This is a genomic window from Longimycelium tulufanense (genome assembly GCF_014645795.1).
Classification (GTDB): Bacteria; Actinomycetota; Actinomycetes; order Mycobacteriales; family Pseudonocardiaceae; genus Longimycelium; species Longimycelium tulufanense.
Window position 1 is genome coordinate 87,985 of record NZ_BMMK01000021.1, and the last position, 24,187, is coordinate 112,171.

The 24,187-nt window shown below is 70.9% G+C and carries 23 protein-coding genes; 10 read left to right on the plus strand and 13 right to left on the minus strand.

Annotated features, from left to right (window positions below):
• The first annotated feature begins 118 nt into the window (after nucleotides 1-118).
• The 3 genes from IEY55_RS20505 to IEY55_RS20515 all read left to right on the plus strand — a co-directional run bounded on the left by IEY55_RS20505 (nucleotide 119) and on the right by IEY55_RS20515 (nucleotide 2,101).
• On the plus strand, nucleotides 119-769 hold the full coding sequence (locus IEY55_RS20505; protein WP_189060123.1) for an FMN-binding negative transcriptional regulator: 651 nt from the start codon (nucleotides 119-121) through the stop codon (nucleotides 767-769).
• Between the two features lie 106 nt (nucleotides 770-875).
• Nucleotides 876-1,568 carry an SDR family oxidoreductase gene (locus IEY55_RS20510; protein ID WP_189060124.1) on the plus strand — a complete coding sequence of 231 codons (693 nt, stop codon included), beginning with the start codon at nucleotides 876-878 and terminating at the stop codon, nucleotides 1,566-1,568.
• Between the two features lie 14 nt (nucleotides 1,569-1,582).
• Entirely contained in the window at nucleotides 1,583-2,101 is a 519-nt protein-coding gene (locus IEY55_RS20515; RefSeq protein ID WP_189060125.1) for a hypothetical protein, read from the plus strand.
• Nucleotides 2,102-2,271: 170 nt separating this feature from the next.
• On the opposite strand, the gene IEY55_RS20520 is transcribed toward IEY55_RS20515, so the two are convergent.
• The 7 genes from IEY55_RS20520 to trmB all read right to left on the minus strand — a co-directional run bounded on the left by IEY55_RS20520 (nucleotide 2,272) and on the right by trmB (nucleotide 10,166).
• On the minus strand, nucleotides 2,272-3,600 hold the full coding sequence (locus IEY55_RS20520) for an amidohydrolase family protein (protein ID WP_189060126.1): 1,329 nt from the start codon (nucleotides 3,598-3,600) through the stop codon (nucleotides 2,272-2,274).
• Between the two features lie 137 nt (nucleotides 3,601-3,737).
• Nucleotides 3,738-4,112 (minus strand): hypothetical protein, encoded by a 375-nt coding sequence (locus IEY55_RS20525; RefSeq protein ID WP_189060127.1) that lies wholly within the window; start codon nucleotides 4,110-4,112, stop codon nucleotides 3,738-3,740.
• Nucleotides 4,113-4,348: 236 nt separating this feature from the next.
• Nucleotides 4,349-5,005, minus strand: a complete 657-nt coding sequence (locus IEY55_RS20530; protein WP_268239336.1) for a response regulator — start codon at nucleotides 5,003-5,005, stop codon at nucleotides 4,349-4,351.
• Complete coding sequence (locus IEY55_RS20535; RefSeq protein WP_189060128.1) at nucleotides 5,002-6,231, minus strand: sensor histidine kinase; 1,230 nt, start codon at nucleotides 6,229-6,231, stop codon at nucleotides 5,002-5,004. Before IEY55_RS20535 ends, IEY55_RS20530 begins: the two co-directional genes overlap by 4 nt.
• A 699-nt stretch (nucleotides 6,232-6,930) precedes the next feature.
• Entirely contained in the window at nucleotides 6,931-8,142 is a 1,212-nt protein-coding gene (locus tag IEY55_RS20540; protein ID WP_189060129.1) for a nitric oxide synthase oxygenase, read from the minus strand.
• Between the two features lie 225 nt (nucleotides 8,143-8,367).
• Nucleotides 8,368-9,378: a nucleoside hydrolase gene (locus tag IEY55_RS20545; RefSeq protein WP_229686584.1), complete on the minus strand. Its 1,011-nt coding sequence runs from the start codon at nucleotides 9,376-9,378 to the stop codon at nucleotides 8,368-8,370.
• Between the two features lie 32 nt (nucleotides 9,379-9,410).
• Entirely contained in the window at nucleotides 9,411-10,166 is a 756-nt protein-coding gene (gene trmB / locus IEY55_RS20550) for a tRNA (guanosine(46)-N7)-methyltransferase TrmB (RefSeq protein ID WP_189060130.1), read from the minus strand.
• Nucleotides 10,167-10,533: 367 nt separating this feature from the next.
• On the opposite strand from trmB, the gene IEY55_RS20555 reads away from it, so the two are divergent.
• Together IEY55_RS20555 and IEY55_RS20560 are read left to right on the plus strand one after the other, a co-directional pair.
• Nucleotides 10,534-11,109 (plus strand): hypothetical protein, encoded by a 576-nt coding sequence (locus tag IEY55_RS20555; protein ID WP_189060131.1) that lies wholly within the window; start codon nucleotides 10,534-10,536, stop codon nucleotides 11,107-11,109.
• Nucleotides 11,110-11,187: 78 nt separating this feature from the next.
• Nucleotides 11,188-11,484, plus strand: a complete 297-nt coding sequence (locus tag IEY55_RS20560; RefSeq protein ID WP_189060132.1) for a hypothetical protein — start codon at nucleotides 11,188-11,190, stop codon at nucleotides 11,482-11,484.
• Nucleotides 11,485-11,745: 261 nt separating this feature from the next.
• Here the strand turns inward: IEY55_RS20560 and IEY55_RS20565 are convergent, their stop codons facing one another.
• The gene (locus IEY55_RS20565; protein ID WP_229686585.1) at nucleotides 11,746-12,378 is read right to left on the minus strand and encodes a hypothetical protein; all 633 of its coding nucleotides are present in this window, start codon (nucleotides 12,376-12,378) and stop codon (nucleotides 11,746-11,748) included.
• 384 nt (nucleotides 12,379-12,762) lie between these two features.
• On the opposite strand from IEY55_RS20565, the gene IEY55_RS20570 reads away from it, so the two are divergent.
• The 5 genes from IEY55_RS20570 to IEY55_RS20590 all read left to right on the plus strand — a co-directional run bounded on the left by IEY55_RS20570 (nucleotide 12,763) and on the right by IEY55_RS20590 (nucleotide 19,200).
• Nucleotides 12,763-13,233, plus strand: a complete 471-nt coding sequence (locus tag IEY55_RS20570) for a universal stress protein (protein WP_229686586.1) — start codon at nucleotides 12,763-12,765, stop codon at nucleotides 13,231-13,233.
• A gap of 65 nt (nucleotides 13,234-13,298) precedes the next feature.
• A complete protein-coding gene (locus IEY55_RS20575; protein WP_189060133.1) occupies nucleotides 13,299-15,449 on the plus strand; it encodes a S8 family serine peptidase in 2,151 nt (716 codons plus the stop codon).
• A gap of 694 nt (nucleotides 15,450-16,143) precedes the next feature.
• Nucleotides 16,144-17,439 carry a glycosyltransferase 87 family protein gene (locus tag IEY55_RS20580; RefSeq protein ID WP_189060134.1) on the plus strand — a complete coding sequence of 432 codons (1,296 nt, stop codon included), beginning with the start codon at nucleotides 16,144-16,146 and terminating at the stop codon, nucleotides 17,437-17,439.
• Between the two features lie 628 nt (nucleotides 17,440-18,067).
• On the plus strand, nucleotides 18,068-18,931 hold the full coding sequence (locus IEY55_RS20585; protein ID WP_189060135.1) for a helix-turn-helix domain-containing protein: 864 nt from the start codon (nucleotides 18,068-18,070) through the stop codon (nucleotides 18,929-18,931).
• Entirely contained in the window at nucleotides 18,928-19,200 is a 273-nt protein-coding gene (locus IEY55_RS20590; RefSeq protein WP_189060136.1) for a DUF397 domain-containing protein, read from the plus strand. The genes IEY55_RS20585 and IEY55_RS20590 overlap by 4 nt, the downstream gene beginning before the upstream one ends.
• Nucleotides 19,201-19,325: 125 nt before the next feature.
• On the opposite strand, the gene IEY55_RS20595 is transcribed toward IEY55_RS20590, so the two are convergent.
• The 5 genes from IEY55_RS20595 to IEY55_RS20615 all read right to left on the minus strand — a co-directional run bounded on the left by IEY55_RS20595 (nucleotide 19,326) and on the right by IEY55_RS20615 (nucleotide 24,092).
• Entirely contained in the window at nucleotides 19,326-20,075 is a 750-nt protein-coding gene (locus tag IEY55_RS20595) for a hypothetical protein (RefSeq protein ID WP_189060137.1), read from the minus strand.
• The gene (locus IEY55_RS20600; protein ID WP_189060138.1) at nucleotides 20,072-21,055 is read right to left on the minus strand and encodes an ABC transporter ATP-binding protein; all 984 of its coding nucleotides are present in this window, start codon (nucleotides 21,053-21,055) and stop codon (nucleotides 20,072-20,074) included. The genes IEY55_RS20595 and IEY55_RS20600 overlap by 4 nt, the downstream gene beginning before the upstream one ends.
• 276 nt (nucleotides 21,056-21,331) lie before the next feature.
• A complete protein-coding gene (locus IEY55_RS20605; protein WP_189060139.1) occupies nucleotides 21,332-22,111 on the minus strand; it encodes an ABC-2 transporter permease family protein in 780 nt (259 codons plus the stop codon).
• Nucleotides 22,108-23,061 carry an ABC transporter ATP-binding protein gene (locus tag IEY55_RS20610; RefSeq protein ID WP_189060157.1) on the minus strand — a complete coding sequence of 318 codons (954 nt, stop codon included), beginning with the start codon at nucleotides 23,059-23,061 and terminating at the stop codon, nucleotides 22,108-22,110. The genes IEY55_RS20605 and IEY55_RS20610 overlap by 4 nt, the downstream gene beginning before the upstream one ends.
• Before the next feature lie 221 nt (nucleotides 23,062-23,282).
• Nucleotides 23,283-24,092, minus strand: a complete 810-nt coding sequence (locus tag IEY55_RS20615) for an HAD family hydrolase (protein WP_189060140.1) — start codon at nucleotides 24,090-24,092, stop codon at nucleotides 23,283-23,285.
• Nucleotides 24,093-24,187: the final 95 nt, after the last annotated feature.

Genomic DNA, 24,187 nt, shown 5'->3' on the forward strand with positions numbered 1-24,187 from the left:
CAGTTAAGGTCTCGCACTACGAGGTGACGGGTGAAGCGAGCATCGCGCCGGTAAGGCGCGCAGCGAGGCCCGGAGCCGAGCAACCCAGCCTCGTCAGGCTCCGACGCTGGAGGCCACGATGCTGATCCAGCCCTGGGACAGCGTGGACGACGCCGAAGCCCTCGACTTCGTGCGGCACAACGAGTTCGGGCAGCTGATCGCCGTCGGACGGGGCCGTGACGTGCCCGTGGTGGTGCCGACCCAGTTCCTGCTCGCCGACGACGAGACCGTGCTGCTCCACCTGGCTCGTCCCAACCCGGTCTGGCATCCGATCGAAGAGAACCCGATCGTCCTGCTCGCGGTCACCGGTGACTGGGCCTTCATCCCCGGCGCATGGAAGAAACTGCCCGAACTCGACGAAGACCCGGCCTACGGCGTCCCGACCACCTACTACGCGGCGGTGCAACTGGTGTGTCGCGCGCGCATCGTCGACGACTTCGCCGAAAAGGCGGAAATCCTTCGCAGCCAGCTCGAACGCCTCGACCCCGAGGGCGGACTGGTCGACCCCGCCGCACACGACAGGGTGCTGAACGGCATTCGTGGTCTCCACCTCCGCGTGACCGAGATCCGCGGGAAGTTCAAGTACGGCGGGAACGTCGACGCCAACCACCGCCAGCATGTCGCCGAACAACTGGCGAAACGGGACGGCCCAGGTGATGCCGACGCCCGCGACCACCTGCTCCGCAGGCTCGATTCCCCACCCCGGAAAGCGCAGCGCCCGCAGCACTGACCGGCACCTGGCCGCACGGGGTTTGTCGCAGTGACCGCGACCACCGTGGGTGCGGGAGATCGGAGCCCGTTCTGTGGTCGGCCACGGTGGGCGTTAGGTTCGGGGCATGTCCTCTCGTCCGATCGCCCTGGTCACCGGTGCTACTCGCGGTATCGGCAGCGCCGTCGCGCACGCCCTCGCCCCCACGCACGACCTCCTGCTGGGTGGTCGCGACCGGGCCCGGCTGGACGAGCTTGCCGGCGAGCTGCGCTCGGCCCGCCCGTGGCCGGTGGACCTGACCGACTTCACCGCGCTCGCCGCAACCACGACCGGCATCGAGCGGCTGGACGTGCTGGTGCACAGCGCCGGCCTGGCCGAGCTGGGCACCATCGAGGAGACCCCGGCCGAGGTATGGCGGCGCACGATGGAGGTCAACCTGGTCGCGGTCGTCGAGCTGACCCGCCTTCTACTGCCCGCGCTCCGTGCCTCCCACGGCCACGTGGTCCTGCTCAACTCCGGCTCGGGCCTGCGCGCCAACCCGAACTGGGGCGCCTACGCGGCCAGCAAGTTCGCCCTGCGCGCCTTCGGCGACGTGCTGCGCGCCGAGGAGGCCGAGCACGGCATCCGGGTCACCTCGGTGCACCCCGGCCGCACCGCCACGGACATGCAGCGGTCCGTGCGCGAGCAGGAGGGCGGCGAGTTCGACCCCGGCCAGTACCTGCGGCCCGAGTCGGTGGCCGCCGCGGTCGTCTCCGCCGTGACCGCCTCCCGGGACGCCCACGTCACCGAGGTGGTCATCCGGCCGGGCCAGGCGCGGTAGTAGCGTCTCCGAGCGTGCGTCGTCCGGTCCCACCCGCCGGCCGCCGGGCGCCGCGAGCCCTGCGCTGGTTCGTGCTCGGTGCGGTGTGCTTCGCGTTGGCGGTGGCGTTCTTCACCCCGTTCGGAGTGATCGTGCTGGGCCGTGAGCACGTGCCCGTCCACGGATCGATCACGATCGAGGTGGGCGAGGGCGAGGTCTTCGCACTCCGGTCGCACCACGACACCAGCTGCGTCATCAGCCCGGAATCCGGCGAGACGCGGGACGTGGTCGCGGAGCGGCCGACCTTCCCTCGCAGTCACTGGGGCATGCGGGGACACGTCGTGGCCTGGTTCTCCGGGCGTGCCGAGGTCAACTGCAAGGGGAGGGCGACCTACGAGCCGCCCGAGTCGCTGCAACGCGGGCACGTCGCATCGCACGCGCCTGCGGTGCTCCTGCCCGCCGGCCTCCTCTTCGTCACGGTGGGATTCGTTCAGGTCCACCGGCGGAAGGCGGTGGCATCACGGCGCGCCGCACGGGAACCAAAGGCCACCTGAACACCGACAAGGCACATGTCGACACATCGATGCACCGACATGACGCCTTGTCGCTCGCCCGCTGATGCGAGGCAGAAGGCGGCGTGACCGGATGCGCAGCCGCTGACAGATGTGCGGGGCCGCCAAGAAGCTCGTCAGAAGGCGCTGAGAGGCCCGACAACAGGCCCCGATCAGCCACGCAGGCGCAGGGACGCGGCACGGGCCTTGCCCCGCACCTCGTCGACGTCCACCCGGCTGGGCACACCCTCGGCCAGCACCTGCTCACCCGCGACCCAGACGTCCCGCACCGCACGGGCACCGGCCGCCCAGAACAGGTTCGCCAGCAGCTCCGCGTCCGGCACGTCCAAGCCGGCCACGAACGCGGTGTCGTCGGCGCCGAGGTGCACCACGTCCGCCCACCGGCCCGGTTCCAGGGCGCCGATGTCGTCCCGCTGCAGCGCGGCCGCGCCGCCCCGCGTCGCCAGCAGCAAGGCTTGACCCGCCGAGATCGCCACCGCGTCATGGTTGTTCACCCGGGCCAGCAGCGCGGCGAACCGGGCGTCCTGCCACAGGTTCAGGTCGTCGTTGCTGGCCGGGCCGTCCGTGCCCAGGCCGACCCGGACCCCGGCCCGCACCATGTCGGTCAGCCGGGCCATCCCCGAGGCGAGCTTGCCGTTGGAGCCCGGGCAGTGCGACACGCCCGCGCCGGTCCGGGCGAACAGCTCGATGTCGGAGTCGGACATGTGCACGCAGTGCGCGCCCACCAGGCGACACCCGAGTAGGCCGACCTCGTCGAGCAGCCGCGGCACCGAGCCGTACCGCTCCCGTTGGCTGCGGTCCTCGTCGAGCGACTCCGCCACGTGGATCTGCACCAGTGCCCCGCGCTCACGGGCCGCCCCGGCCACCGCCCGCAGCGCCTCCGGCGACACGGTGTAGGCCGAGTGCGGTGCGTAGGAGATCTCGACGAGCTCACCGGGGCCGAAGCGCAGCCCGACCCGGTCGATCCACTCGCTGATCTCGCCGACCTGCTGACGCCAACCGCCTGAGTCCATCCCGGGCAGGTCGAGAATCGCCCGCCCGATCACGGAGCGGAAGCCAACCTCGAGCGCGGCGTCGGCGATGCGCTCGGGGAAGAAATACGACTCGGCGCTCGTCGTGACCCCGGCGCGCAGCATCTCCACGCAGCCCAGCCGCATGCCGGCATAGGCGTCGTCGGCCACCATCCGCGCCTCGGCGGGCCAGATCGCCTCGTTGAGCCAGCGCAGCAGCGGGAGGTCGCCACCGAGCCCGCGCAGCACCGTCATCGGGGTGTGGGCGTGTGTGTTGACCAGGCCGGGCATGAGGATCCCGGAGCACCGGTGCACGGTCGCGCCGGCCGGCCGCTCCGGTGCCCCGGCCAGCGGCCCGCAGTGGACGACGCGGCCTGCCTCGTCGATGTCCACCACCGCGTCGCGCAGCACCGTGCAGTCCGGGTCGCACGGCAGGACGACGGGCGCATGCAGCCGAACAGGGGTCGCCATACGGCCGATCCTCGCACGAAGGCGACCGGATGTGTCCGCCACCTGGGCTAGCGTGAGGTGGCGACCAGGTAGGGGCGAAGAACTGTCCAAGCCCAGATTGTGTGGAAAGGTCGAGGCGCTCGTCTCGCCCGCTGTGTCTAGTTGTCCGCTGACCCCGCCGAACGGGCGTGGCAGCTGGTCACTTCGATCTTGGGCAGTTCCCCGGCCTGCGCGGTGATCCGCAGCCGACAGCGCAGCGCACCCGCACCGGACCCGGTCACCGACTCCGGCGCGGTGACCACCGTGTCCGCCGGCACCACCTGCTCGGCCAGCCGCGGGCCGACCCGGACCGTCTCCAGCAGGCGGAGCCGTACCCCGGTGTCGGTGGTTCCCACCCGCTCCATCTGGGCGTCCGCCTGCCGCACCGGCGGCCCGCCGCGGGCGCTCGCGACCCGCCACAACAACCCGCCGGCCAACGGGATGAGGACGGCGGCGCAACACACCACGATCAGGACGCGGGTTCTGGAGCTCATGACCCCAGGGTGTGGCCGTGCGCCGCCGGATCACTCGGCCGATCGGTCGGTGCCGGCCGTCGTCCGGCCGAGATCGGCATCAGCCGATTCGTACCCCCGGCGTCGTCCTCCCCCTGGCCCGATCGGGCCCTTTCGTCGAGCACGCCCCGCGTCCCCGACAGCCGCTCGTGCCACCCGCGCTGGTCGCGGCGGCGCCACGAACGCCCTGCGCCCTCGCGGTGGTCCCCAGCCTGGTTTCAGCCCTGGTCCATCAGCCCGGACCGCCACGCCCACGCGGCGACCTCGACCCGGTTCCGAGCGCCCAGCTTGGCCTGCACCGACGCCAGGTGGGTCTTCACCGTCGACAGCGACAGGAACAGCTCGGCCCCGATCTCGGTGTTCGTCAGCCCGCGTGCCGCGGCCCGCACCACTTCCAGCTCCCGATCGGTCAGCGGCTCGTTCGGCGCCTGCGCGCGCACGGGCCCCGGCCGGGCAAAGTGCCGCAGCAGCCGCACGGTGATCTGCGGCGAGACCAACGCGTCACCGCGCACGGCCGCGCGTACCGCCTCCACCAGCAACGTGGGGCCCGCATCCTTGAGCAGGAAGCCGGAGGCGCCGTTGGTCAGCGCGGTGTGCACGTACTCGTCCAGGTCGAACGTGGTGACGACGACGACCTTCAGCGGGTCGGCCACCCCCGGGCCGGCCAGCCGACGGGTCACCTCCAGCCCGTCGAGACCGGGCATGCGGATGTCCACCAGGCACACGTCCGGCCGCAGCTCGCGGGCGCGCTGCACCGCGCTGACCCCGTCGGGCACGTCGGCGACCACCTCGATGTCCGGCTGTGACTCCAGGATCATGCGGAACCCGACCCGCACCATCTCCTGGTCGTCGGCGATGAGCACCCGGATCGTCACGACTCCCCTTCCCGCAACGGCAGCTCCGCGCTGACCAGCCAGCCCCCGTCCGGCCCCGGCCCGGCGTAGAACGACCCGTCGAGCAGCTGCACCCGCTCCCGCATGCCGACGAGCCCGAACCCGCCCGAGCCGCCCACCGGTTCCTCCCGATCGTGCCTTGTCGGCTGCCCGTCATCGGCGACCGCCACCCGCAGCACCCCCGCGTGATGGGTGACCTCCACCCGGATCGCGGTCACGTCGTGTGCGTGCTTGCGCGTGTTGGTCAGCGACTCCTGCACCAGACGGAGCACCGAGCGGGCCAGCTCCGGGCGGACCCGCTCCGGCAACCGCACCAGCAGATGTACCGGCGCGCCCACCGCGGACGCCTGCTCGACGACCCGGCGCAGGTCGGCGGCCAGGTCGGTGGTGGCCTCCCCGGCCGCGGCCGCCCCGCTCGCACCGGTGGTGCGCTCCGCCTGCCGCAACGTGCTGACCAGCCGTCGCATCGCGGCCAACGCCTCGGTACCGCTGTGCGCAATGAGGTCCAGCGAGCGGGCCGCCGTCGCCGGGTCCTGCTCGGCGACCAGCCGGGCGGCCTGGGCGTGCACCACCATCCCGGTGACGTGGTGCGCGACCACGTCGTGCAGCTCCCGGGCGAGCGCGATGCGTTCGGCCTGGCGCGCACCCATCACCGCCGTGGTCACCACCCGCCGCCGGTCGCCGTCCCGGGCGCGGAAGTACAGACCGGTACCGACCGCCACCGCCAGCAGGAGCAGGTCGCTGAGCAGCGGCTCGTACAACGGCTGCTGCGGCCCGTCGAGGGTGCCGAAGTCGTAGCGCTGCCGCTCGCGCAGCAGGTAGGTGAGCAGCGAGGCGGCGACGAGCGCGGCGCCGCTGAGGAGCGCGCGCGGCCGGGACGTCTGGCGGACGACGTAGGCGATCAGCGCCATTGTGGCGAGGCTCTCCGACGGGGTGAGCACGCCGAGGAAGGTCACCGGCAGCTCGATGTGGGCGACCCGCAGTAGCAGTGACGAGCCCACGATCGTGACCGCGCCGACGAGAGCGGCGTCGAACGGCTGGCGCGGTGCCACCACCGCCAGCCCGCCGAGCAGCACCGCACCCGGGAGCGACCACCACTGGGGGTCGTAGGCGTAGGTGTGCTCGATGACGACGAGGGTGGCCACGGCGAGGGCGACCGGCCACTGGCGGCGAGCCAGGGCCCGCCAGCCGGTGAGGGTGCTCTCCACGTCATAGCACGGTACGTGGGGCGTCGCCCGGACGGACCAGTCGATGGGCTGGGTCGTGCCGACCGAACGGATGAACGGCGTGGCAACCGACAAACCGGGCGAACGTCCGGGCAGGGACGCAACCACGGCCTGTCAGCCGAATGGCCCCCCAAGTCCGCTCCGATGGCCGATCCATTTCCGGGGATCACGGCGTCAACCTGGGAGGACATTGGGGGACCTTGGGAGGGCAGAGCGATGCTCACCGTGATCGTGAGCTGGATCCTGGCGGGTCTGGGGATTCTCGTGTTGCTCGGGATGACCTTGGCCGGCGTGCTGACCGCGGGCAAGGGGCGTCCCGCGCGGTGACGTGACGTCGGGCGGCAGGCGGTTCACGCGGCCGCCCGGTAATGATTGCTCTGGCCGACATCGACCGAGGGGAGACCGCGAGGTGACGGGCGAAGCGAGCATCGCCAGGCGGCGGTGACGCGCGCAGCGAAGCCCGGAACCGAGCAGTTCGACACCGCTGGGCGGCATTCCGGACGGTGGCCGGCTCCAACCGCGAGCGGCACCGCCAAACACCCGCGCGGGGCTCGTTGCCGCGGCGGCACGCCGGACACGCTCCGCCTTACCCCACACCGGTGCCCCCAGTCTTCTCGCGGCCAGGGCAGGCCGGGGCGAACGCGCGTCCAGACCTCCTGCCGCCGGCTGGGTTCGTTCGCGTCAGGCCCCGAGACGTCGGCGGACCGCGCCGATCAACCAGCCGTGCGCGGCGGTGCCGGTCGAGGCCGCCGCCTCGGCGCCACCCTCCGGCCGCGCGGCCGGCTCCCCGAACCGGGTTGGCCCACCCCGCAACCCGCGGGCCGCCGCGTGAAGGTCCAGCACGTAGGCCGGCCGGCCACCCGGCGGCTCCAGCGGCTGCCGCCCCCACGGCGGCCGGCCGCGGAGCTGGGTCAGCAGGCGCTGCGCCTCGGTGTGGTGATCGCTGACGGTCACCCCGGCGGCGTCGAAGGAGTGCAGTACGGCGCTGTTGATCTCCAACAACGCGCGGTCCCGCCACAGCGTCCGCTCGGTGGAGGTGTCCAGCCGCAGCCGGGCGGCCACCTCGCGGGCGGCCCGGTACCGGTCGTCGGCGGCCAGGCAGCCGGCGCTGATCTCGCTGTCCACGAACCAGCCGTTGAACGGAGCGGCCGGGTAGCTCACCCCGCCGACGACCAACCGCATGTTGGCCACCGCAGGCACCGCGTGCCACCGCAGGCCCAGCTTGGCGAACCACGGCAGCTCGGGGTGCGTCAGCCGCACCTCCACCACCACGTCCCGGGGCACCGGGAAGCACCGCGGCCCCTCCTCCACGGTTTCCACGACCAGCGGGAGCAGGTCGAACCGGCCACGTCTGGACGGTGGCCGCCAGCCGAGCCGGCGCACCGCCTCGGTGAAGCCGGCGTAGCGGGCGTCGCCCACCACCGAGCCGTCCGCCTGGCGGTAGCCCGCGTACCGCACCAACTGCTCGTTCCACAGGCACGGGCCGGGCCGGCGCGGGGTGTCCGGCGCGAACACCGTGACCACCGGCAACACCCGGCGTCCCGTGCTGGCCACGCGCAGGTGCTCGAAACACGCGTCGGCGACAGCGGCGGCGTTGCGCACCCGGCGCAGATCGCGGACGCGCAGCGCGCGCCACGGTAACCGCGTGGTGCACGGGGAGATCTCGCGTAACGCCATACGCGCGCCGAAAGTCAGCTCCGGTCCGGTGTGCCGGTAGCTGCCGGTCTCGCCGATTTCGGCACGCACCTCGCCCAGCCGGGCAGACATCGATCCGGCCTCGGGATGTTCGGCGTGGAACAGGCGAAGAAACTCCTCGGCCGCAGCAAGATCCACGGCCGCGTCCGAGGATGGTGAATCGGGGAGGGGGATCACCTGGTCATGAGGTGCCGTCACGTCCGCTGAACCTAGCCCGGCGCCGGTGTGAGCGGAGATCGCTGGAGTGAGCGGACTTCTCGGCCGCCCGCACTCACTCGTACGGGCAATTTCCACACGGACGGTACGGCCCGGACGGCCTCCGACCGACCGTCCGGGTGGCGCACCGTGTCCGATTGCTTGCCCTCGGGTTTCGCCGCCGCCTCGTCGCTGCGTGGCGATGCTCGCTTCGCCCGTCACCTCGCTCTAGGAAACGTGTACCGGCTCCTGCTCGACGGCGACCAGCGCCTGCTGCATCTTCTCCAGCATCACCGGCACGTCGGCGGTGACCGCGACGCGGACCGGCCGCCGGCGGTGCTGCTCGGTGCCCGGCAACACGAAGCCCCGGCGGTCGACCAGGGTGGCGCCACGGGAGTGGGTGCCGGTCAGCTCGACCATCACCCGGTACTCCTCGTAGGTCGCCATCGACGGGTCCATCAGGATCGCCGCGGCCAGCGGGTCGTGCAGCAGGCAGCCCCGCTCGCCCCGCACGTCCTTGAGCAGTGAGCTGTAGACGTCGACGTAGTGCCGGGAGATGGCGCTGGCGAACCGCGCGAGCGGGGTGTCGTGCCCGGTCACCGTCTCGAACCACGTCGAACCCGCCCAGGCCCGCTCGGTCACGTCCAGCGGCACCAGCCGGAGCTCGAACCCGCCGGAGAGCACCAGCTCCGCGGCCTCCGGGTCGTGCCACACGTTGGCTTCGGCGTGCGCATTGATGTTGCCCGGGGCGTCGAACGCCCCGCCCATGCACACGACCTCCCGCAGCAGGTACGGCAGTCGCGGCTCCAACATCAACGCCAGCGCCACGTTCGTCAGCGGTCCCAGCGCGAGCAGCGACAGCTCTCCCGGATGCTGCCGGGCCAGCCGCACGATCTGCTCGGCCGCCGACTCCACCACCGGACGCCGCCACGGCGGCGGTCCGGCGGCGCCGCCCAGACCGTCCTCACCGTGGACGAACTCGGCGGTGCGCAGCGCCTGGGAGAGCGGTCGCCGGGCGCCGACGGCGACCGGGACCTCGGTGAGACCGACAAGTTCCAGGACCCGCACCGCGTTCTCCGCGGCCACGGGTGCGCGTACGTTGCCGTGGACACTGCCCACGGCCATGATCTCGGCCCCCGGATGGGCGGCCAGGTAGAGGATCGCGAGTGCGTCGTCGACACCGGGATCGGTGTCGAGCACGATGCGCTTGCGGCTGCCGTTCAGTCGTTCGCTGCCCAACGCGAGCCGTCCTCATAACTAGCGGTAGTGGACTACCCGCGCAGCGTATCTGACATACCGCCGTTCTTGTCGACTGGAACGCGTCCGAAAACGAGGTCGTGTGAGACCCGACCCTCGGCATGGGCGCGGTTCTCGAACTTGGTGACCGGCCGCCACTCCGGGCGTGGCGCCCACCCTCCGGGACGGTCGGCATACCGGTTACGCAGTAGCGGTTCCGCCTCGCACACCGCCCGCATCTGCTCGGCGTAGTGCTCCCAGTCGGTGGCCAGGTGCAGGTCGGCGCCGGGCGCGAGGCGGGAGGCCGCGAGCGCCACAAACTTCGGCTGTACCAGGCGACGCTTGTGGTGCCGCTTCTTCGGCCAGGGGTCGGGGAAGAAGATCCGGATACCGGCGAGGGAGCCGGGAGCGATGTGTTCCTCCAGCAGGTCGATGGCGTCGCCGCGCAGCAGCCGCAGGTTGGTCAACCCCAGCTTCTCCCCGCGCAGCAGCAGCTGTGCGAGACCGGGCTTGTAGACCTCGACGGCCAGGTAGTTGAGCTCGGGCGCCGCGGCGGCGAGCTGTGCGGTGGCCTCGCCCATGCCCGAGCCGATCTCCAGCAGCACCGGTGCGGTGCGACCGAACCACGCGTCGGTGTCCAGCGGCCCCTCCGGCAGCGCCGACACCTCGTTGCCGAGGTCGTTCCAGTACTGGTCCCACGCGCGTTGCTGGCCCGTGGTCATGCGCTCACCACGCTGCACGTAGCTGACCACGGTGCGCAGGAACGGTTGCTGGCCGGAGGGCGTTTCCATGGCTGGAGACTGTGCCAAACGCGCTGGTCGCCTCGGTTGGGCGGGGTTGGAAGCGGTTCACTCGGGAACGGTGGCGGCCGGGCCTTCGGGCGGCGCGGTGCGGGTCGGGCGCGGTGGGGCCCGCGGTCGGTGGCCGCCAGGAGGAGCATCCGGACCGGCCGGGGCGGTCCGGGCGGCCCGGTCGCGGGGATCACCGGGCGGCTGGGGCGCGAATCAGCCGGCTGGGCAAGGAAAAGCGCCGTGGTCGCCCATGGGACGGTCCATGGTGGACTCGTCGAGCGCTGTCGGCCGGTCCGCAGGGTCCTCCGTTCGATGGGAAAACCCCGATGAGCGGGCGGAACGCATTCCGTGGTGCCAACATCAGGACATGGGCCAGCAGGCGGCGCCGGGTGGGGCGGGCCGCCCGGGAGCAGCACGGGGGACCGGTGGGCCGGGTGCCCCGGCGGGGCGGATCTGGCTCCGTTGGCTCCTGGTGGGAGTGCTGGCATTCTTCGCGGTCTTCCTCGCCTACCTGTTGCTCGTGGCGTTCCTGCCGCGGTGGTGGGCGATGACCATCGGGGACGTGGTGCGGCAGCGGTTCACCACGGGCACCTGGCTCGGCCTGACGCTGGGCTTCGTGTTCACGCTGCTGCCGCTGGTCGTGCTGTGGCTCGCGATCCGCAGGGCGACGACGTGGCAGGCCAGGGGGCTGCTCGGGCTGCTGGCGCTCGGGCTGGCCGTGCCCAACCTGCTGACGCTGACCGTGGTGCTCGGCGGGGGCAGCGCCGCGCACGCCGGCGAACGGATCATGGACGTCGAGGCGCCGGCCTTTCGGGGTGCGAGCCTGGCCGGTGCCCTGATCGCGGTGGTGGTGTTCACGCTGACGGAGCTGCTGTTGGGCTCCCGCCGGCGGACCCGGCGGAAGCTGGCCGAGCTACGAGCCCAAGTTGGCGACGAGGAGTAGCGGCTAGCGACGCAACCTAACCCGATCGAGTGACGTCCTAGGGGTGAGGACGGCGCGGCGTCGGGTCGGGGTGATCACGTGCTGACACTGGTCGGGCAGCTGGTGGCACGTATCGACGTGCTGTTGTTGGGGTTGATGGTCATGGGCGTGGCCGCGTTCGGGCTGGCGCGGCTGCTCCGCGACCCGTACCGGGTGTGGCGGTGCCGCCGCACGACGGACCGGATCCGTCGCAGCTTCCCGGTGCCACCGGTGGTGCCGCCGGTGCCACGGCAGCGCAGGGAGCCGGTGCCGGTTCGCATCGAGGTGCGGCCGCTGCAGGTGCCGGAACCGGACCACCGGCGGGAGCGGGTGGCTGCCGAAGCGCAGCGGGCCTGAGCCGGCGGTGCTGGTTTGCGGTGTGCGGTAAGGGGAAGCGGCGTGCCGTGACCCCGCACCCAGCGCTGCCTTGCGTGCCGGGTCCGGCATCCAGTGGCCTTGGGCCGGTCAGGTTGAAGCGTTGCTCTTCTGAGGACCGAGTGAGCGGAAGAGACGTGCTCTCCACGGGTTGGCCCCTGGTCCGCTCAGGAACCATCGCCATCGGCTCGCGCAGATGTCACGAGCGTGCCGGAGGTTTCCTCACCTCACCTGCGTACGAGGTCATGTCCGCGGACGAGGGAGGTCCGCCCGCCACGTCTCGATCTCGGGCAGTCGCCCGGCCAGGCCCGCGACCCCGTCCAGGGGGAGCCGCTCCTCGGTGTTTCCCGGCGGGAGCACGTCGAGCCATCCGTCGTGCTCACAGGTCAGGGCCATCGTCGTGGGGTGCCCGCCCACCTGCTCCGGCTCCGAGGGCTCGAACTCCCAGTACGGATCCTCGCCGTCCCGCACCCAGGGCACGAACACCCAACCCTGCCGCTCGGTGAGCAACGCGTGGACCGCGTCCTCGAACTCGAAGCCCTCCGCGCGCGAGCCCAGGCGCCCCTCCGCCACCGCCCGCACCCACCAGGGAACGTCGCACGTCCCGACCAAACGGGCGGTGTCGTCATACAGGCCCAGCACCTGGTGCTCCTCACCGGTGTGCACCCAGGCTCGGCGGCGCTCCAGCGGACATGACGCGTGCACCGCCGGTGCACCCGGGTCGACCGCCATCGCCCAGTCCAGTTCCGGAAGCGGCTCGACCCGCGGGCACATGGGGAGGATCCGCTCCGGCGGCCGGCGTGGAGCAACCGGCGGCCGCCGCGCCTGGGCCACGTGTCGGTTGTGGTCCGGCCCGAGCCCGAGTTGCCTGGTCATCGGTCCGCCGTTCGGCCGGACACGCACCAGTGCCCGTCCGGCACGCCTCGTCGTGGTCTTTCCCGTCGTCCCGCATCGGTTACCCGGCGGTCGGAAAGGCTCATTCCGACCGGGCGCACACGCGCCGGACCGCGATGCGGACGAACATGTGCCTCCTCCCGGCGGGGCGACGGTTCGACGAACCACCGCGCCGCCCGATGGACTGGACCCAGTAGCACGATCGATGGCTTCCGTGAGACGAACGTGTCCGTGGGAGTGAGGCGCCCGGGTCCCAGGGTCTCACTTCGTCGTGGCGCGGAACACCTCCCCCGGTCGGGGTGGGGCGGGGCGGACGTTCGGCGGGTTCGACTCGACAACTCGGCCGGGCGGGGTTTCCGTGGAGATGTGCGGGAGCAGCAGCTGGTGGAGCGGGCCGACGTCGCCGGCGGCGTGGTGGTCGGGGTCGACGGCTCACGGTCCTCGCTGCGCGCCCTGCGCGCGGCGCTGGAGGAGGCCCGGCTGCGTGGCTGCACGCTGCACGTGGTGCGGGCGTGGACGCTGCGCACCGCGCCCCGGCCCCCGGACACCCCGGGTGGGGCGGTGCCGACCCTGCAGGAGTACGCCGGCTACCTGGAGCGGTGCACCGAGGAACTGGTCACCGAGCACGTCGGGCCCAGCCCCGGGGTTCCGGTCGAGGTGCACGTGGTGCACTCGCCCTCGCCGCAGGGGCTCATCTCCGCCACCGACAACGCCGACCTGTTGGTGGTCGGCCACCGCGGCCGGGGCGGCTTCTCCGGGCTCGTCCTGGGGTCCGTGGCCGACCAGTGCGTGCGGCACGCGCGCTGTCCGGTTCTGGTGGTACGGCCCAACATCTGAACGCCGGCTGGACAGAGGCACTACCATTCCCCGGCAATCACTCTTCCGGGGGATTCAGGCCGCCGATGCCGAAGCCGCTGACGAAGCGAGCCCTGGCTCGCGTCAGTCTCCGCGCGGGGATCACCGCGCTCACGTTGTTGTGTCTGCTGGTCGCGCCGGGTGTGGCGGCCGACCCGGGGATCCGCGACCGGCAGTGGTACCTGGACACCCTGGACGTTCGCACCGCCCACCGGATCAGCCGGGGCGAGGGCGTCGTCGTGGCGGTGATCGACTCCGGTGTCGAGGCGGGCCATCCCGCGCTCACCGGGCAGGTCCTGCCGGGTGCGGTGTTCGGCGCCGAGGGAACCGACGGTGGCCGGCACGACCGCGGCCAGAACGGCCACGGCACGGCGATGGCCGGGCTGATCGCCGGCCGTGGCGGTGGGCCGAATCTCCTCCTCGGCGTGGCACCGCAGGCCAAGCTGTTGCCGTTGGCGCTGCCGAGCGAGAGCGAGCAGTGGTTGGCGCACCTGGCCGAGGCGATCCGTTACGCCACCGATCACGGTGCCAAGGTCATCAACCTCTCGCTCGGCGGTGCCGGCGAGACCCCGGCGGATGTCGTGGCCGCTGTCGAGTACGCCCTGTCCCAGGACGTGGTGGTGGTTGCCGCCGCCGGCAACGCCGAGCGCACCGGCAACAAGGTGGCCGCGCCGGGCAACGTCCCCGGTGTGCTGACCGTGGCCGGCCTGGACCGCGACGGGCAGCCCTGGAGCCGGTCCGGGCACGGGCCGCAGGTGGCGATCGCCGCGCCCGCGACGGACATCATCAGCACGGCGCCCCCGTCCCGGTTCGTCAGTGGCTATGCGATCACCGACGGGACCAGCTCGGCGACCGCCCTGGTCTCTGGTGCCGCCGCCCTGGTGCGGGCGGCCCACCCGGACCTGGACGCGGCCAACGTGGTGAACAGGCTGGTGCGCACGGCCCAGGACGTTGGTCCGCCCGGACGTGATGACGCCACCGGCTTCGGGGTGGTGCGTCCCCTGGAGGCCGTGCGGGCCGAGGTGCCGACGGTGCCGGAGAACCCGCTGGGAACGCCCGGGCGGAGCGGGCTGTTCGAGGGCGACGGGAATCCGGCCGAGGGCGGTCTGTGGGCGGACGTCGAGGTCGGGCCCGTCCGCATGCCACGCGTCCTCGCGGCGAGTCTCCTCGTTCTCGTCCCGCTGGCGCTGCTGACGGTGGTGGTGCGGGTACGACGGGCCCGGAATGCTGCCGCCGACCCACACGCGCTGGGCCGTGGTGGACCGGCCTTGGCTCGCGCGCGGCTGCCTGCGCGCCGGCAGCGGGCTACGGAGCCGGACCGGGATACGTTCGGCGAGTCCTGGGTGGACCAGCCGTTGCCGAACCCTCGGGAGAACGCATACCCCGCCGGTAGCAGCGAGTGGACGCCGGTACCTCGGCAGGACCGGGAGAGTGTGCCCGCACAGCCGACGGGGTCGACGGATGCGGTGGGGACGGGAGTGTCTCCGCTGGACGGGGACGAGAGTTCCGTTGGTGCGCCCAATTCCGGCAACGAGACCCGAGCGAGCCAACAGCCCACCCCCGAGGGCCAGTTGCCCACGACGGGCTCGCTGGACCTGTGTGACGAGACCGGCGAGACCGCGGACGACATCTCCACCTCGGCCAGTGCACAGGGCACGGAAGACGGTGTGAGCCCGGAGCCATCACAGCATGTGCTTCCCGAGGCCACCAGCGGCGCGGACACCGTGGTGCTCCGCCGCGAGCCGGCTCATCCGTCCATAAAGGACACTGTTCTGGTGGACACGGTGTCCAGTCGCCGTTCCGATGTCGGGGACAGTCCGGATGGCACGGACCGTCCGGATGAAGCGGTGCGCGAGGGGCCGGAGGACACCTCCGCCGGCGCACCGGGACAGGACTCGGACACCGGGCGGGCTGCGTCGGATCGCGAGCTGGAGGACAAGCCTGCCAAGAGCACGACCGCAACGTCCGACACGACCTCGACCACCGAGGACGAGCAGGGCAGCTCGCCCGCAGCCTCGGACGAGGAGCCGATGGACGGTGCGACCTCGTCTGCCGACACTGTTGTGCTCCGCCGGGAAGCCAAGGGCGGGAGGCACACATCGGTTGGGGACGAGTCCGCTGACGAGTCGGCGGATACCGTCGTCCTGCGGCGGGAGGAGCAGGCCCGTTCCGCCGACCTGCCCACCGTGCGGCTCTGACCGCGCACCTGGCCGTGGAATGTGCGCCGATCCGCCCAGCTAAGATTCGCACAAATGAACCGGATTATCTGTCAGATCGCAGGTAGACATTCCTGAGAGCTTCGCCGCAACCATTTCCCGTGGCGCGGATTCTGTTAGCGATCTGTCATGTGATCGTGGCCGTACCGTGTCCTTTCTTGGTGAGTTTTGCCACAGTCGATCGAACCGCGTCTCCGTGTGAACAGTGGCTACTGCTAGCGTCGATTGCTCAGGGGGTGCCATATTCATGCCTCGGGGTCACTGCCGGCAACAACCGTGGCCGGCCGGCGATCGCCGCCGAATGTGGTGCCCGTCATGTCCCGTCCCGTGAACGCGGAGCACGGGTGCGGGCAAGAACCCGGTGTATGGATGGCCAACACCGGGCCCCGCCGCGATCAGGGGGTGGAATGTCGTGCGGGATCTTCGGGGGTGGAAGATCTCTTGGCGAGCATCTGTCGGGTGTGAAAGTGACCGGTGCCGCACGAAACACCTGATCCGTCTGCGGCCGTAGCCGACGAGGGCCGGACGAGGTTCGGCTTTCGGCTCGGGACCGCGGCGTCGTGCCGCGTGTCCCGAGATCTTCTCCGGCTTCGGTTGTTGGTGCGAAGGAGAACGTGCGCGTGATGGTGTGTCGGTCGTCCGGTGTTCGCCCGGCGAGATGAATCTGGAGTCTTTGGTGACTACGCGGATCCCACAGGTGCAGCAGAATAACGACGGCCGGAAACGGCTCGTGTCCGGTCTCTGGTTGTTGGCCGCATGTGCCAGCCCGCTGCCGTTGGTGCTTCTCTGGGGGCTGGTTTCCGGTGGAATCGGCGCCGTCGACCTCCAGGTTTACCGCGTGGGCGGGGAGGCGTGGCTGCGGGACATCCCGCTGTACGCGCCCGGGTTTCCGGCACCGCTGCACGGGCCGCAGCTGGCATTCACCTACCCGCCGCTGGCAGCGGTGCTGTTCAGCGTGCTCGCACTCGTGCCGTCATCGGTGGCGCTCCTCCTGCTGACCCTGGCGGGTTTCGCCGCTCTCGCCGCCACATGCGTGCTGGCGGCCTCGCGGGTTGGCCTTCGGCCCGGCTACGGGATCGGGTTGGCCATTGCGGCCGTCGGCCTCGCGTTCGAGCCGGTTCGCGAGACCTTGTCGTTCGGGCAGATCAACCTGATCCTGATGGGTCTGATCGCGCTCGACTGCCTGTTGCCGAGAACTCGGTGGCCGCGCGGCATGCTGATCGGCGTAGCGGCCGCCATCAAGCTCACTCCCGCGGTGTTCGTCCTGTTCTTCCTGCCGCGTCGCCAGTGGAAACCGGTGCTGACCGCCGCGGCGACGTTCGTCGCCTGCGGGCTTCTCGGATGGGTTCTCGCCCCGCGGGACACGGTGGCGTACTGGTTCGGCGCTTTGCTGGATCCCAGCCGGATCGGCGGCCTGGCCTACACCGCCAACCAGTCGCTCCGGGGCGTGCTGCACCGGCTCGGGCTGCCCGCTGGCACCGAAACCGTGGCGTGGCTCGGGACGAGCCTGCTGGTCGTGGCGGTGACCTGGTTCGTCGTTCGAGGTGCGCGAGGGAACGGGAAGGACCTGGCCGCGCTGATCGCGGTGGGTGCGACGCAGTTGTCGATCTCACCCGTCTCCTGGTCGCACCACTGGGTGTGGATCGCGCCCGCGGCGGTGCTGCTGGCCGGCGCTCTATGGAAGTACCGGGATGCCCGGCTCGGCTGGGGTGTCGTGGTGATGCTGATGTTCGTCCTGGCGCCGCAGTGGTGGATGCCCCGGGGCGGGAATCACGAGCTGGACTGGTCGTGGTGGCAGCACATCCTCGGGAACGTCTATGTGTGGTCCGCCCTCGCCTTCCTCGGCGTGTTGGCCGTTCGGGTCGCCCGTAGCGCGCGGGAGGCGCGGAACCCGGAGCTGGATGCGGAGACCGGTGTCCTCCTGGACGAGCCGGAGCCGGTCGCTGACGCCTGCGTACAAGGTGCGCGATAGCGAGGTTCGCCCCTCCCGAGCGCTTCGACGAGGTCTCTCGCGCCCCTCCCGTGGGCGTCATGCGCCGGCCGCGTGGCGCTCGGGAGGGTCCGGCTTGAGCTGGCCGGAACATCCCAACTTCCGGCTGGCGACAAGTGGCCACTGGTCTGTACGGCCGGTCATCGGTGGTATTTGCCGCCGATCAAGCTCCCATGGTGTTCGCCGGCGACGTCTGTGTTCGCAACTGCCGGTTCAAGTACTCTGTCCACTTTGGATCATTGAAGCGCCGAGGTCCTTCGGGTATGGCCCGGATACGGGGTAGCACCTCGGTGACGTACCAGATCCAGACGGCGTTGCGGTCGCCGTACGCGGGAGGCGGAGGGGTCGGACCCTCCCAGGTCGAGGGCAGCATGGGGCCTCGCTTCATGGAAGGCGCGGTGTCAGGGGCTGGAGTGGGATGCGGTGGCGCCGGGGGGTCGGGGGCTCCCCGGTGCCACCGCCGACAACGGCCTGGCAACAATCAGTGGCTAACTGATCACCAGATGATGGCAGTAGAAGCTACTGACCTGACGGGATGCCGGCCATTCCTCGACCGAGTGCGAGTAGCAGCTACTGGCAATTGCCGGCGGGTATGAGGAGGCTGCGCGACATGACGCCACCGCGATCCAGCCCGACCGTGTTGCGGCGCTGGGTGGCCTACGAGCTACGGCGGCTCCGCGAGGCGGCGAACCTGGACCAACGGGATGCCGCCAAGCACCTGGGGTGCAACCGATCGCGCATCGGGCACCTCGAAACGCTGCGCAACAGGCCCTCCCTCGCGGATGTGGAGGGCCTGCTCGACCTCTATGGCCGCCCGGACCTGAAGCCGAAGTTCCGCGAGGTCATGGCGCAGGCGAACCGCCGCGAGTGGTGGGCGGGCCTCAGCGACAGGACCCTGGAGAACTTCGAGCTGTTCCTCGGCCTGGAGGAGAGTGCTACAGCAATCCAGTGCTTCGAGGCGCTAGTGGTTCCCGGGCTTCTCCAGGCTCCCGACTATGCCGAGGCCGTGGTACGTGCCTACTCGGCGGACGTTACTGATCGCGAGGTCCAGCGCAGAGTCAAGCTCCGCTTGATGCGTCAGGAGATCCTCAACCGAGAGGAAGGTCCGCTGAAGTTGTGGGCGATCATCGATGAAGGTGTTCTACGACGGCTGGTCGGTGGGCCGGAGGTCATGGCTGAACAATTGGACCATCTCATCAAGGCGTCCCAACGGCCCAACATCGACATCCAGGTGCTCCCGTTCAGCGCGGGCGAGCATCCCGCGTTCCACGGGGCGTTCGAGGTGATGCGGTTTGCCCTCGACGACTCTCGCATCGCCTATGCCGAGACCCGAAGCGAGTCGCGGTACTACGAGGATCCGGCGATGGTTGACGACTATCTCGATGTCATGAATCGTCTTCGCATTCGGGCTGCTGCGCCCGGGGAGACGCCTGCGATCATCACTCGTATCCGGGAGGAGGTGACGCCGCCTTGACCACTGCCTCGTCTCGGCTGCGTTGGCGCAGGTCGAGCCGTAGTGCAGGGACCGGCAACTGCGTGGAAGTCGCAGACGGCTGGCGGAAGTCCGGCCGTAGCGGCAACACGGGCAACTGTGTCGAGGTTGACTCCGTCGAGTCCGTCTACGTCCGTGACACCAAGCAAGCCAGGCTCGGTGGTGCGCGCACGGTCTTATCCTTCAGCTATTCGGCCTTCGTCGCGTTCCTCACTGCGGTGAAGGCCGGTGCGGTTGATCCACCCAGGTAGCAGCCGTTCTCCAGCTACCGAAAAGCCCGGGTCGTCCCCCGAAGACGACCCGGGCTCTTCTCCTCTTCCCCCGACTCGGCTGGGCGGCCCCGAATTCCGCGCCAGCCGACCCGCCTACGGCGTCCCTACGCGTCGCGCCGGTTCGCCACCACGATCGTGATCACCAGGCCCGCCGCCGCGACCCCGGTGAAGTAGGCCAACGCACCCCACGGCCCGTACGGCTGGCTGACCACCGAAGCGCCGGGCGGCGGTGTGCCACCCATGAGCATGAAGTTGCTGGCCGCGTTGAACGGCAGCCACGGCTGGATCTTTTCCCCGACCGTCGGCAGCGCCGAGAGCAGGGTCTCCACCAGCAACGCCCACACCAACAGGAGGGTGACCGCACCCGCGGTGTGCCGAACCAACGTGCCCACGGCGACCGCCAGCACCGCCCCCACGGCGAACACCAGCCCCACGCCGGCGACGTGCCGCCAGTCCGCGGCCGAGTTGAGCGCCAGGTCGGCGGACGGCCTCATCACCTTGCCGATGCCCCAGCTCGCGAAGGCGACGACCTCACCCACCACCCCGGCCAGCAGGGCCACGACACCGGTCTTGGCCAGCAGGACCGCCGTGCGGTTCGGGACCGCCTGGAAGGTGGCCCGAATCGTCCCGAAGCGGTACTCGGTGGTGACCGCGAGCGCGGCCATCACCAGGATCACCATCAGGCCGAAGTTCGAGGCGAACTGCGTGGTCTGCACGCTCACCGGGTAGTCGTCCCCGGAGGTGCCCGTGATCAACGCGGTGAACCCGCAGGTCACGGCCAGCGCGGCGAGCATGCACCACCACGGTGAGCGCGTGGAGAACAGCTTGATCCGCTCAACGGCGAGCAGCGTCATCGGTTCACACCCCCAGCAACCATGAGGTCCTCGCTGCCGGCCGCGGCCGGGCCGGCGGGACCCTGCCCGTCGGTCCGGTACTCCACGGAGTCGCCGGTGAGCCGCATGAACGCCTCCTCCAGCGAGCCGCGCCGCACCGACAGCTCGTGCAGGACGACATCCTGCTCGGCCGCGATCTCCCCGACCTGCTCGCTCGTCACACTCCCGGTCACGACCAGCGCGTTGCCGTCGACCCCCGGCTCGACGTGCAGGGCGTAGCCCTTGCGCAGCAGAACCTCGCGGAGCCTGTCGAGCTGCGGGCTGCGCACCCGCACGCTGGTCTCGCTGGCGGTGTCCACGAACTCCGCCGTGGTGCACTGCGCGATCAGCCTGCCCCGGCCGACCACCACCAGGTCCTGGGCCGTCTGCGCCATCTCCGACAGCAGGTGGCTGGACACGAACACGGTCCGGCCCTCGGCGGCGAGCCGCTTCATCAGCTGCCGGATCCAGTGGATGCCCTCGGGGTCGAGGCCGTTGACCGGCTCGTCGAAGAGCAGGATCTGCGGGTCGCCAAGCAGGGCGGCCGCAATTCCCAGCCGCTGCGACATACCCAGGGAGAACCCACCGGCGCGCCGGTCGGCCACCGAGGTGAGCCCGACCAGTTCGAGGACCTCGCCCACCCGCCGGTTGGGCAGGCCGTTGGAGCGGGCCAGCCACCGCAGGTGGGCGCGGGCGGAGCGGTTGGGGTGCACCCACTTCGCGTCGAGCAACGCGCCGACCGTGCGCAGCGGCCGGTCCAGCTGGTGGTAGGTCTTGCCGTCGATCCGGACCTGCCCGGCGTCCGGGCGGTCCAGCCCGAGGATCATCCGCATCGTCGTGGACTTGCCGGCCCCGTTCGGGCCGAGGAACCCGGTGACCCGCCCTGGCTTCACGGTGAACGACAGGTTGTCCACCGCGACCGTGCGGCCATATCTCTTGGTGAGGCCGACAGCCTCGATCATCGCACGTTCCCCCTCAAACGACTCCGAATACACGGCTCGCCCGGCCAGGACCGTAGATCCCCCGTTCGGCCTGGTGTCGCCTTGATGAGACCACCCTGCCGCAGCGTCCGGGCAAGCCGCGTCGACCTGGGGTCGACACTTCACGTCGGCTTCCGGTCGTACCGTGCCTCATCCCGGAGGCTGATGGGATCGGTTTTCTCCCGGATGTGACCCTGATCAACGGGCTGCCCGCCCGGAGGGGAGCACCCCTCCCGGACGGTTGGTACGGCTACGGGATCAGGCGTCCCTGCGGTTGACCACCAGCACGGCCACCAGGAACAGCACGACCGCGACCCCGGCGAAGTAGGCGACCGCGCCCCAGGCGTTGTAGGGGAGGTCGGTGCCGGTCTGCGCGCCCTCGTTCTGGTTCGGGCCGACGCCGAGGAAGTGGCCTCCCGCATTGAACGGCAGCCACGGCTGGATCTTGTCGCCGACCCGCGGGATCGCCCCGATCAGTTGCTCGCCCAGCATCGCCCACACCAGCAGCGCGGTGACCGCGCCGGCGGTGTGCCGGGTCAGCGCGCCCACGGCCAGCCCGATGATCGCGGTGATGGCGAAGACAAGCCCGGCCCCGGCGACCTGCCGCCACTGGTCCGCGGTGCGGATCGTGAGGTCGAAGTCGGTGACGAGGAGCCTGCCCAGGCCCCAGGAGGCGAACGCCGCGATCTCACCGAGCACCGCCGCCAGCAGGCCGATGATCAGCGCCTTGCTCAGCATCACCGAGGTGCGTCCGGGGATGGCCTGGAAGGTCGTCTTGATGGTGTTGAAGCGGTACTCGGTGGTGATCGCGAGCGCGGCCATCACCAGAATGACCATCTGGCCGAAGAAGATCCCCTGCTGGGTGGTGGACACGCCGACCCGGAACGGGACGGCCGGGCCGTCCTCGCGGACGAGGGACGCCGTGGTGAGCAGGAAGATCATGCCGAACCCGACCACGAACACCACGGTGGCCAGCGAGGACCACCACGGTGACTTCGTGGAGAACAGCTTGATCCGCTCCGCGCCGAGCACGCTCATTCCTTCGCACCTCCGCTGGTCCCCTGCATGTGCAGGTGCTCGCCGGCCTCCTCGGCGTGGTACTCGATCGCGTCCCCGGTCAGGCGCATGAACGCCTCCTCCAGCGAGCCGCGCTGCGGGGAGAGCTCGTGCAGGACGACGCCCTGGGTGGCGGCGACCTCCCCGACCTGGTCGCTGGTCATGCCGTTGACCAGCAACGCACCCTCGTCGACGCGGACCGTCGTGCCCGCGGTGCCGGCCAGGGCGGTGCGCAGCCGCTCCAGCTGCGGGGTGCGGACGCGTACCGAGGTGCCGCTGGCGCGCTCGACGAACTCGCCGGTGGTGCTCTGCGCGATGAGCTTGCCCCTGCCGATGACGACCAGCTCGTCGGCGGTCTGCGCCATCTCGGAGAGGAGGTGGCTGGAGACGAAGACGGTGCGGCCCTCGGCGGCGAGCCGTTTCATGAGCTGGCGGATCCAGTGGATGCCCTCGGGGTCGAGGCCGTTGACGGGTTCGTCGAAGAGCAGGATCTGTGGGTCGCCGAGCAGGGCGGCGGCGATGCCGAGCCGTTGGGACATGCCCAGGGAGAACCCGCCCGCCTTGCGCTTGGCGACGTTGGTCAGGCCGACCAGCTCGAGGACCTCGTCGACGCGGCGTTTCGGCAGGCCGTTGGAGCGGGCGAGCCATTTGAGGTGGGCACGGGCGGAGCGGTTGGGGTGGACCCACTTCGCGTCGAGCAGGGCGCCGATGTAGCGGAGTGGGCTGTGCAGGTCGCGGTAGTGCTTGCCGTCGATGAGGACATCGCCGGAGCTGGGGCGATCCAGGCCCAGGATGAGCCGCATGGTGGTGGACTTGCCGGCCCCGTTCGGGCCGAGGAAGCCGGTGACACGTCCGGGCTGGACGGTGAAGGAGAGACTCTCCACGGCGACCGTGCGGCCGTAGCGCTTCGTCAACCCACGAGCCTCGATCATGGCACCCCCGACCTGGCCGCGAACAGCGTGCTTGAACGACAAGGGCACCACCACTGGCGATCCACCACAAGTGGATCAAGGGTGTGGACCGGGACGTGCGCGACGGAATACGGGCCGCGCCGGCTCGGTGGGGCCGGCGACCATGCTCGGGTGACCGATCCGCTGTGGAACGAGGTCGAGATCGATCCGCGGGAGGCCGCGGCCGGGCGGAGCTTGCCGAGTCAGCCGGCGGCGGGGAGCGAGAACCAGCGGTCGAGCGCGGTGACCAGGCCGTCCTCCTGGACCGTGCCGGTCACCTCATCGGCCACGGCGCGCACGTCCGGTGGCGCCTGTCCCATCGCGACACCGTGCGCCGCCCATCGCAACATCTCGACGTCGTTGTAGCCGTCGCCGACCGCCATCGTGGAGTCCACGGGCACCTTCAGCTCGGTCCGCAGCTGTTCGAGCGCGCCGCCCTTCGAGACGCCCGGAGCGACAGCGGTCAGCCAGGCGTGGACGTGATCGACCGTGAAGCTCGCACCCGGCAACTCCAGGTCGGCGACCAGCTCGTTCATCTCCTCGGCATTGCGGCCCGGCCACCACACCGTCAGCCGGGGAGTGCGGGCGTTGGCCACCTCGTCGAGCCCGGCGAGGAACTCACCGGTGAGGCCGTACGCACCGAAGTGGGCGGTGACCAGGTTGCCGATCCCGACCAACTCCGCCCCGAAGACCGCACCCGGCAACAGCTCGGCGAGCCGGTGCAGCACCGGTCCGGGATCGAACGGGGTCATGTGGACCGCCTCCCCGGTGGCCGCGTCCAACCGCACCGACCCGTTCGAACACAGCACGTGGCCGGCGGCCAGCCCCAGCCCGGCCACGATCGGCCGGGTCCCGAGGGCGGTGCGGCCGGTCGCGAGCACCACCTCCGTGCCGGCGCGCACCACGCGGTGCACGGCCGACCGCACGGCAGGGCTGATGCCCAGCCCGGGCCGGAGCAGGGTCTCGTCGATGTCCAGCGCGACCAGGCGGGGGATCCAGTCGGGAGCGGGCACGTCGGCAGCCTAGGTGTTCTGTCCCGTGAGGTTGGGGATGCGGTGGGCGGGTGGGCCGCCGATCGCGGTGTGGTGGCGGTGATGGTTGTAGGTGT

Coding starts and splice junctions, on each gene's coding strand:
- IEY55_RS20605 (WP_189060139.1), bottom strand. CDS start 22,111: ATGAGCGTGCTCGGCGCGGAGCGGATCAAGCTGTTCTCCACGAAGTCA.
- IEY55_RS20600 (WP_189060138.1), bottom strand. CDS start 21,055: ATGATCGAGGCTGTCGGCCTCACCAAGAGATATGGCCGCACGGTCGCG.
- IEY55_RS20575 (WP_189060133.1), top strand. CDS start 13,299: ATGCCGAAGCCGCTGACGAAGCGAGCCCTGGCTCGCGTCAGTCTCCGC.
- IEY55_RS20585 (WP_189060135.1), top strand. CDS start 18,068: ATGACGCCACCGCGATCCAGCCCGACCGTGTTGCGGCGCTGGGTGGCC.
- IEY55_RS20510 (WP_189060124.1), top strand. CDS start 876: ATGTCCTCTCGTCCGATCGCCCTGGTCACCGGTGCTACTCGCGGTATC.
- IEY55_RS20610 (WP_189060157.1), bottom strand. CDS start 23,061: ATGATCGAGGCTCGTGGGTTGACGAAGCGCTACGGCCGCACGGTCGCC.
- IEY55_RS20520 (WP_189060126.1), bottom strand. CDS start 3,600: ATGGCGACCCCTGTTCGGCTGCATGCGCCCGTCGTCCTGCCGTGCGAC.
- trmB (WP_189060130.1), bottom strand. CDS start 10,166: ATGGAAACGCCCTCCGGCCAGCAACCGTTCCTGCGCACCGTGGTCAGC.
- IEY55_RS20525 (WP_189060127.1), bottom strand. CDS start 4,112: ATGAGCTCCAGAACCCGCGTCCTGATCGTGGTGTGTTGCGCCGCCGTC.
- IEY55_RS20595 (WP_189060137.1), bottom strand. CDS start 20,075: ATGACGCTGCTCGCCGTTGAGCGGATCAAGCTGTTCTCCACGCGCTCA.
- IEY55_RS20505 (WP_189060123.1), top strand. CDS start 119: ATGCTGATCCAGCCCTGGGACAGCGTGGACGACGCCGAAGCCCTCGAC.
- IEY55_RS20555 (WP_189060131.1), top strand. CDS start 10,534: ATGGGCCAGCAGGCGGCGCCGGGTGGGGCGGGCCGCCCGGGAGCAGCA.
- IEY55_RS20565 (WP_229686585.1), bottom strand. CDS start 12,378: ATGACCAGGCAACTCGGGCTCGGGCCGGACCACAACCGACACGTGGCC.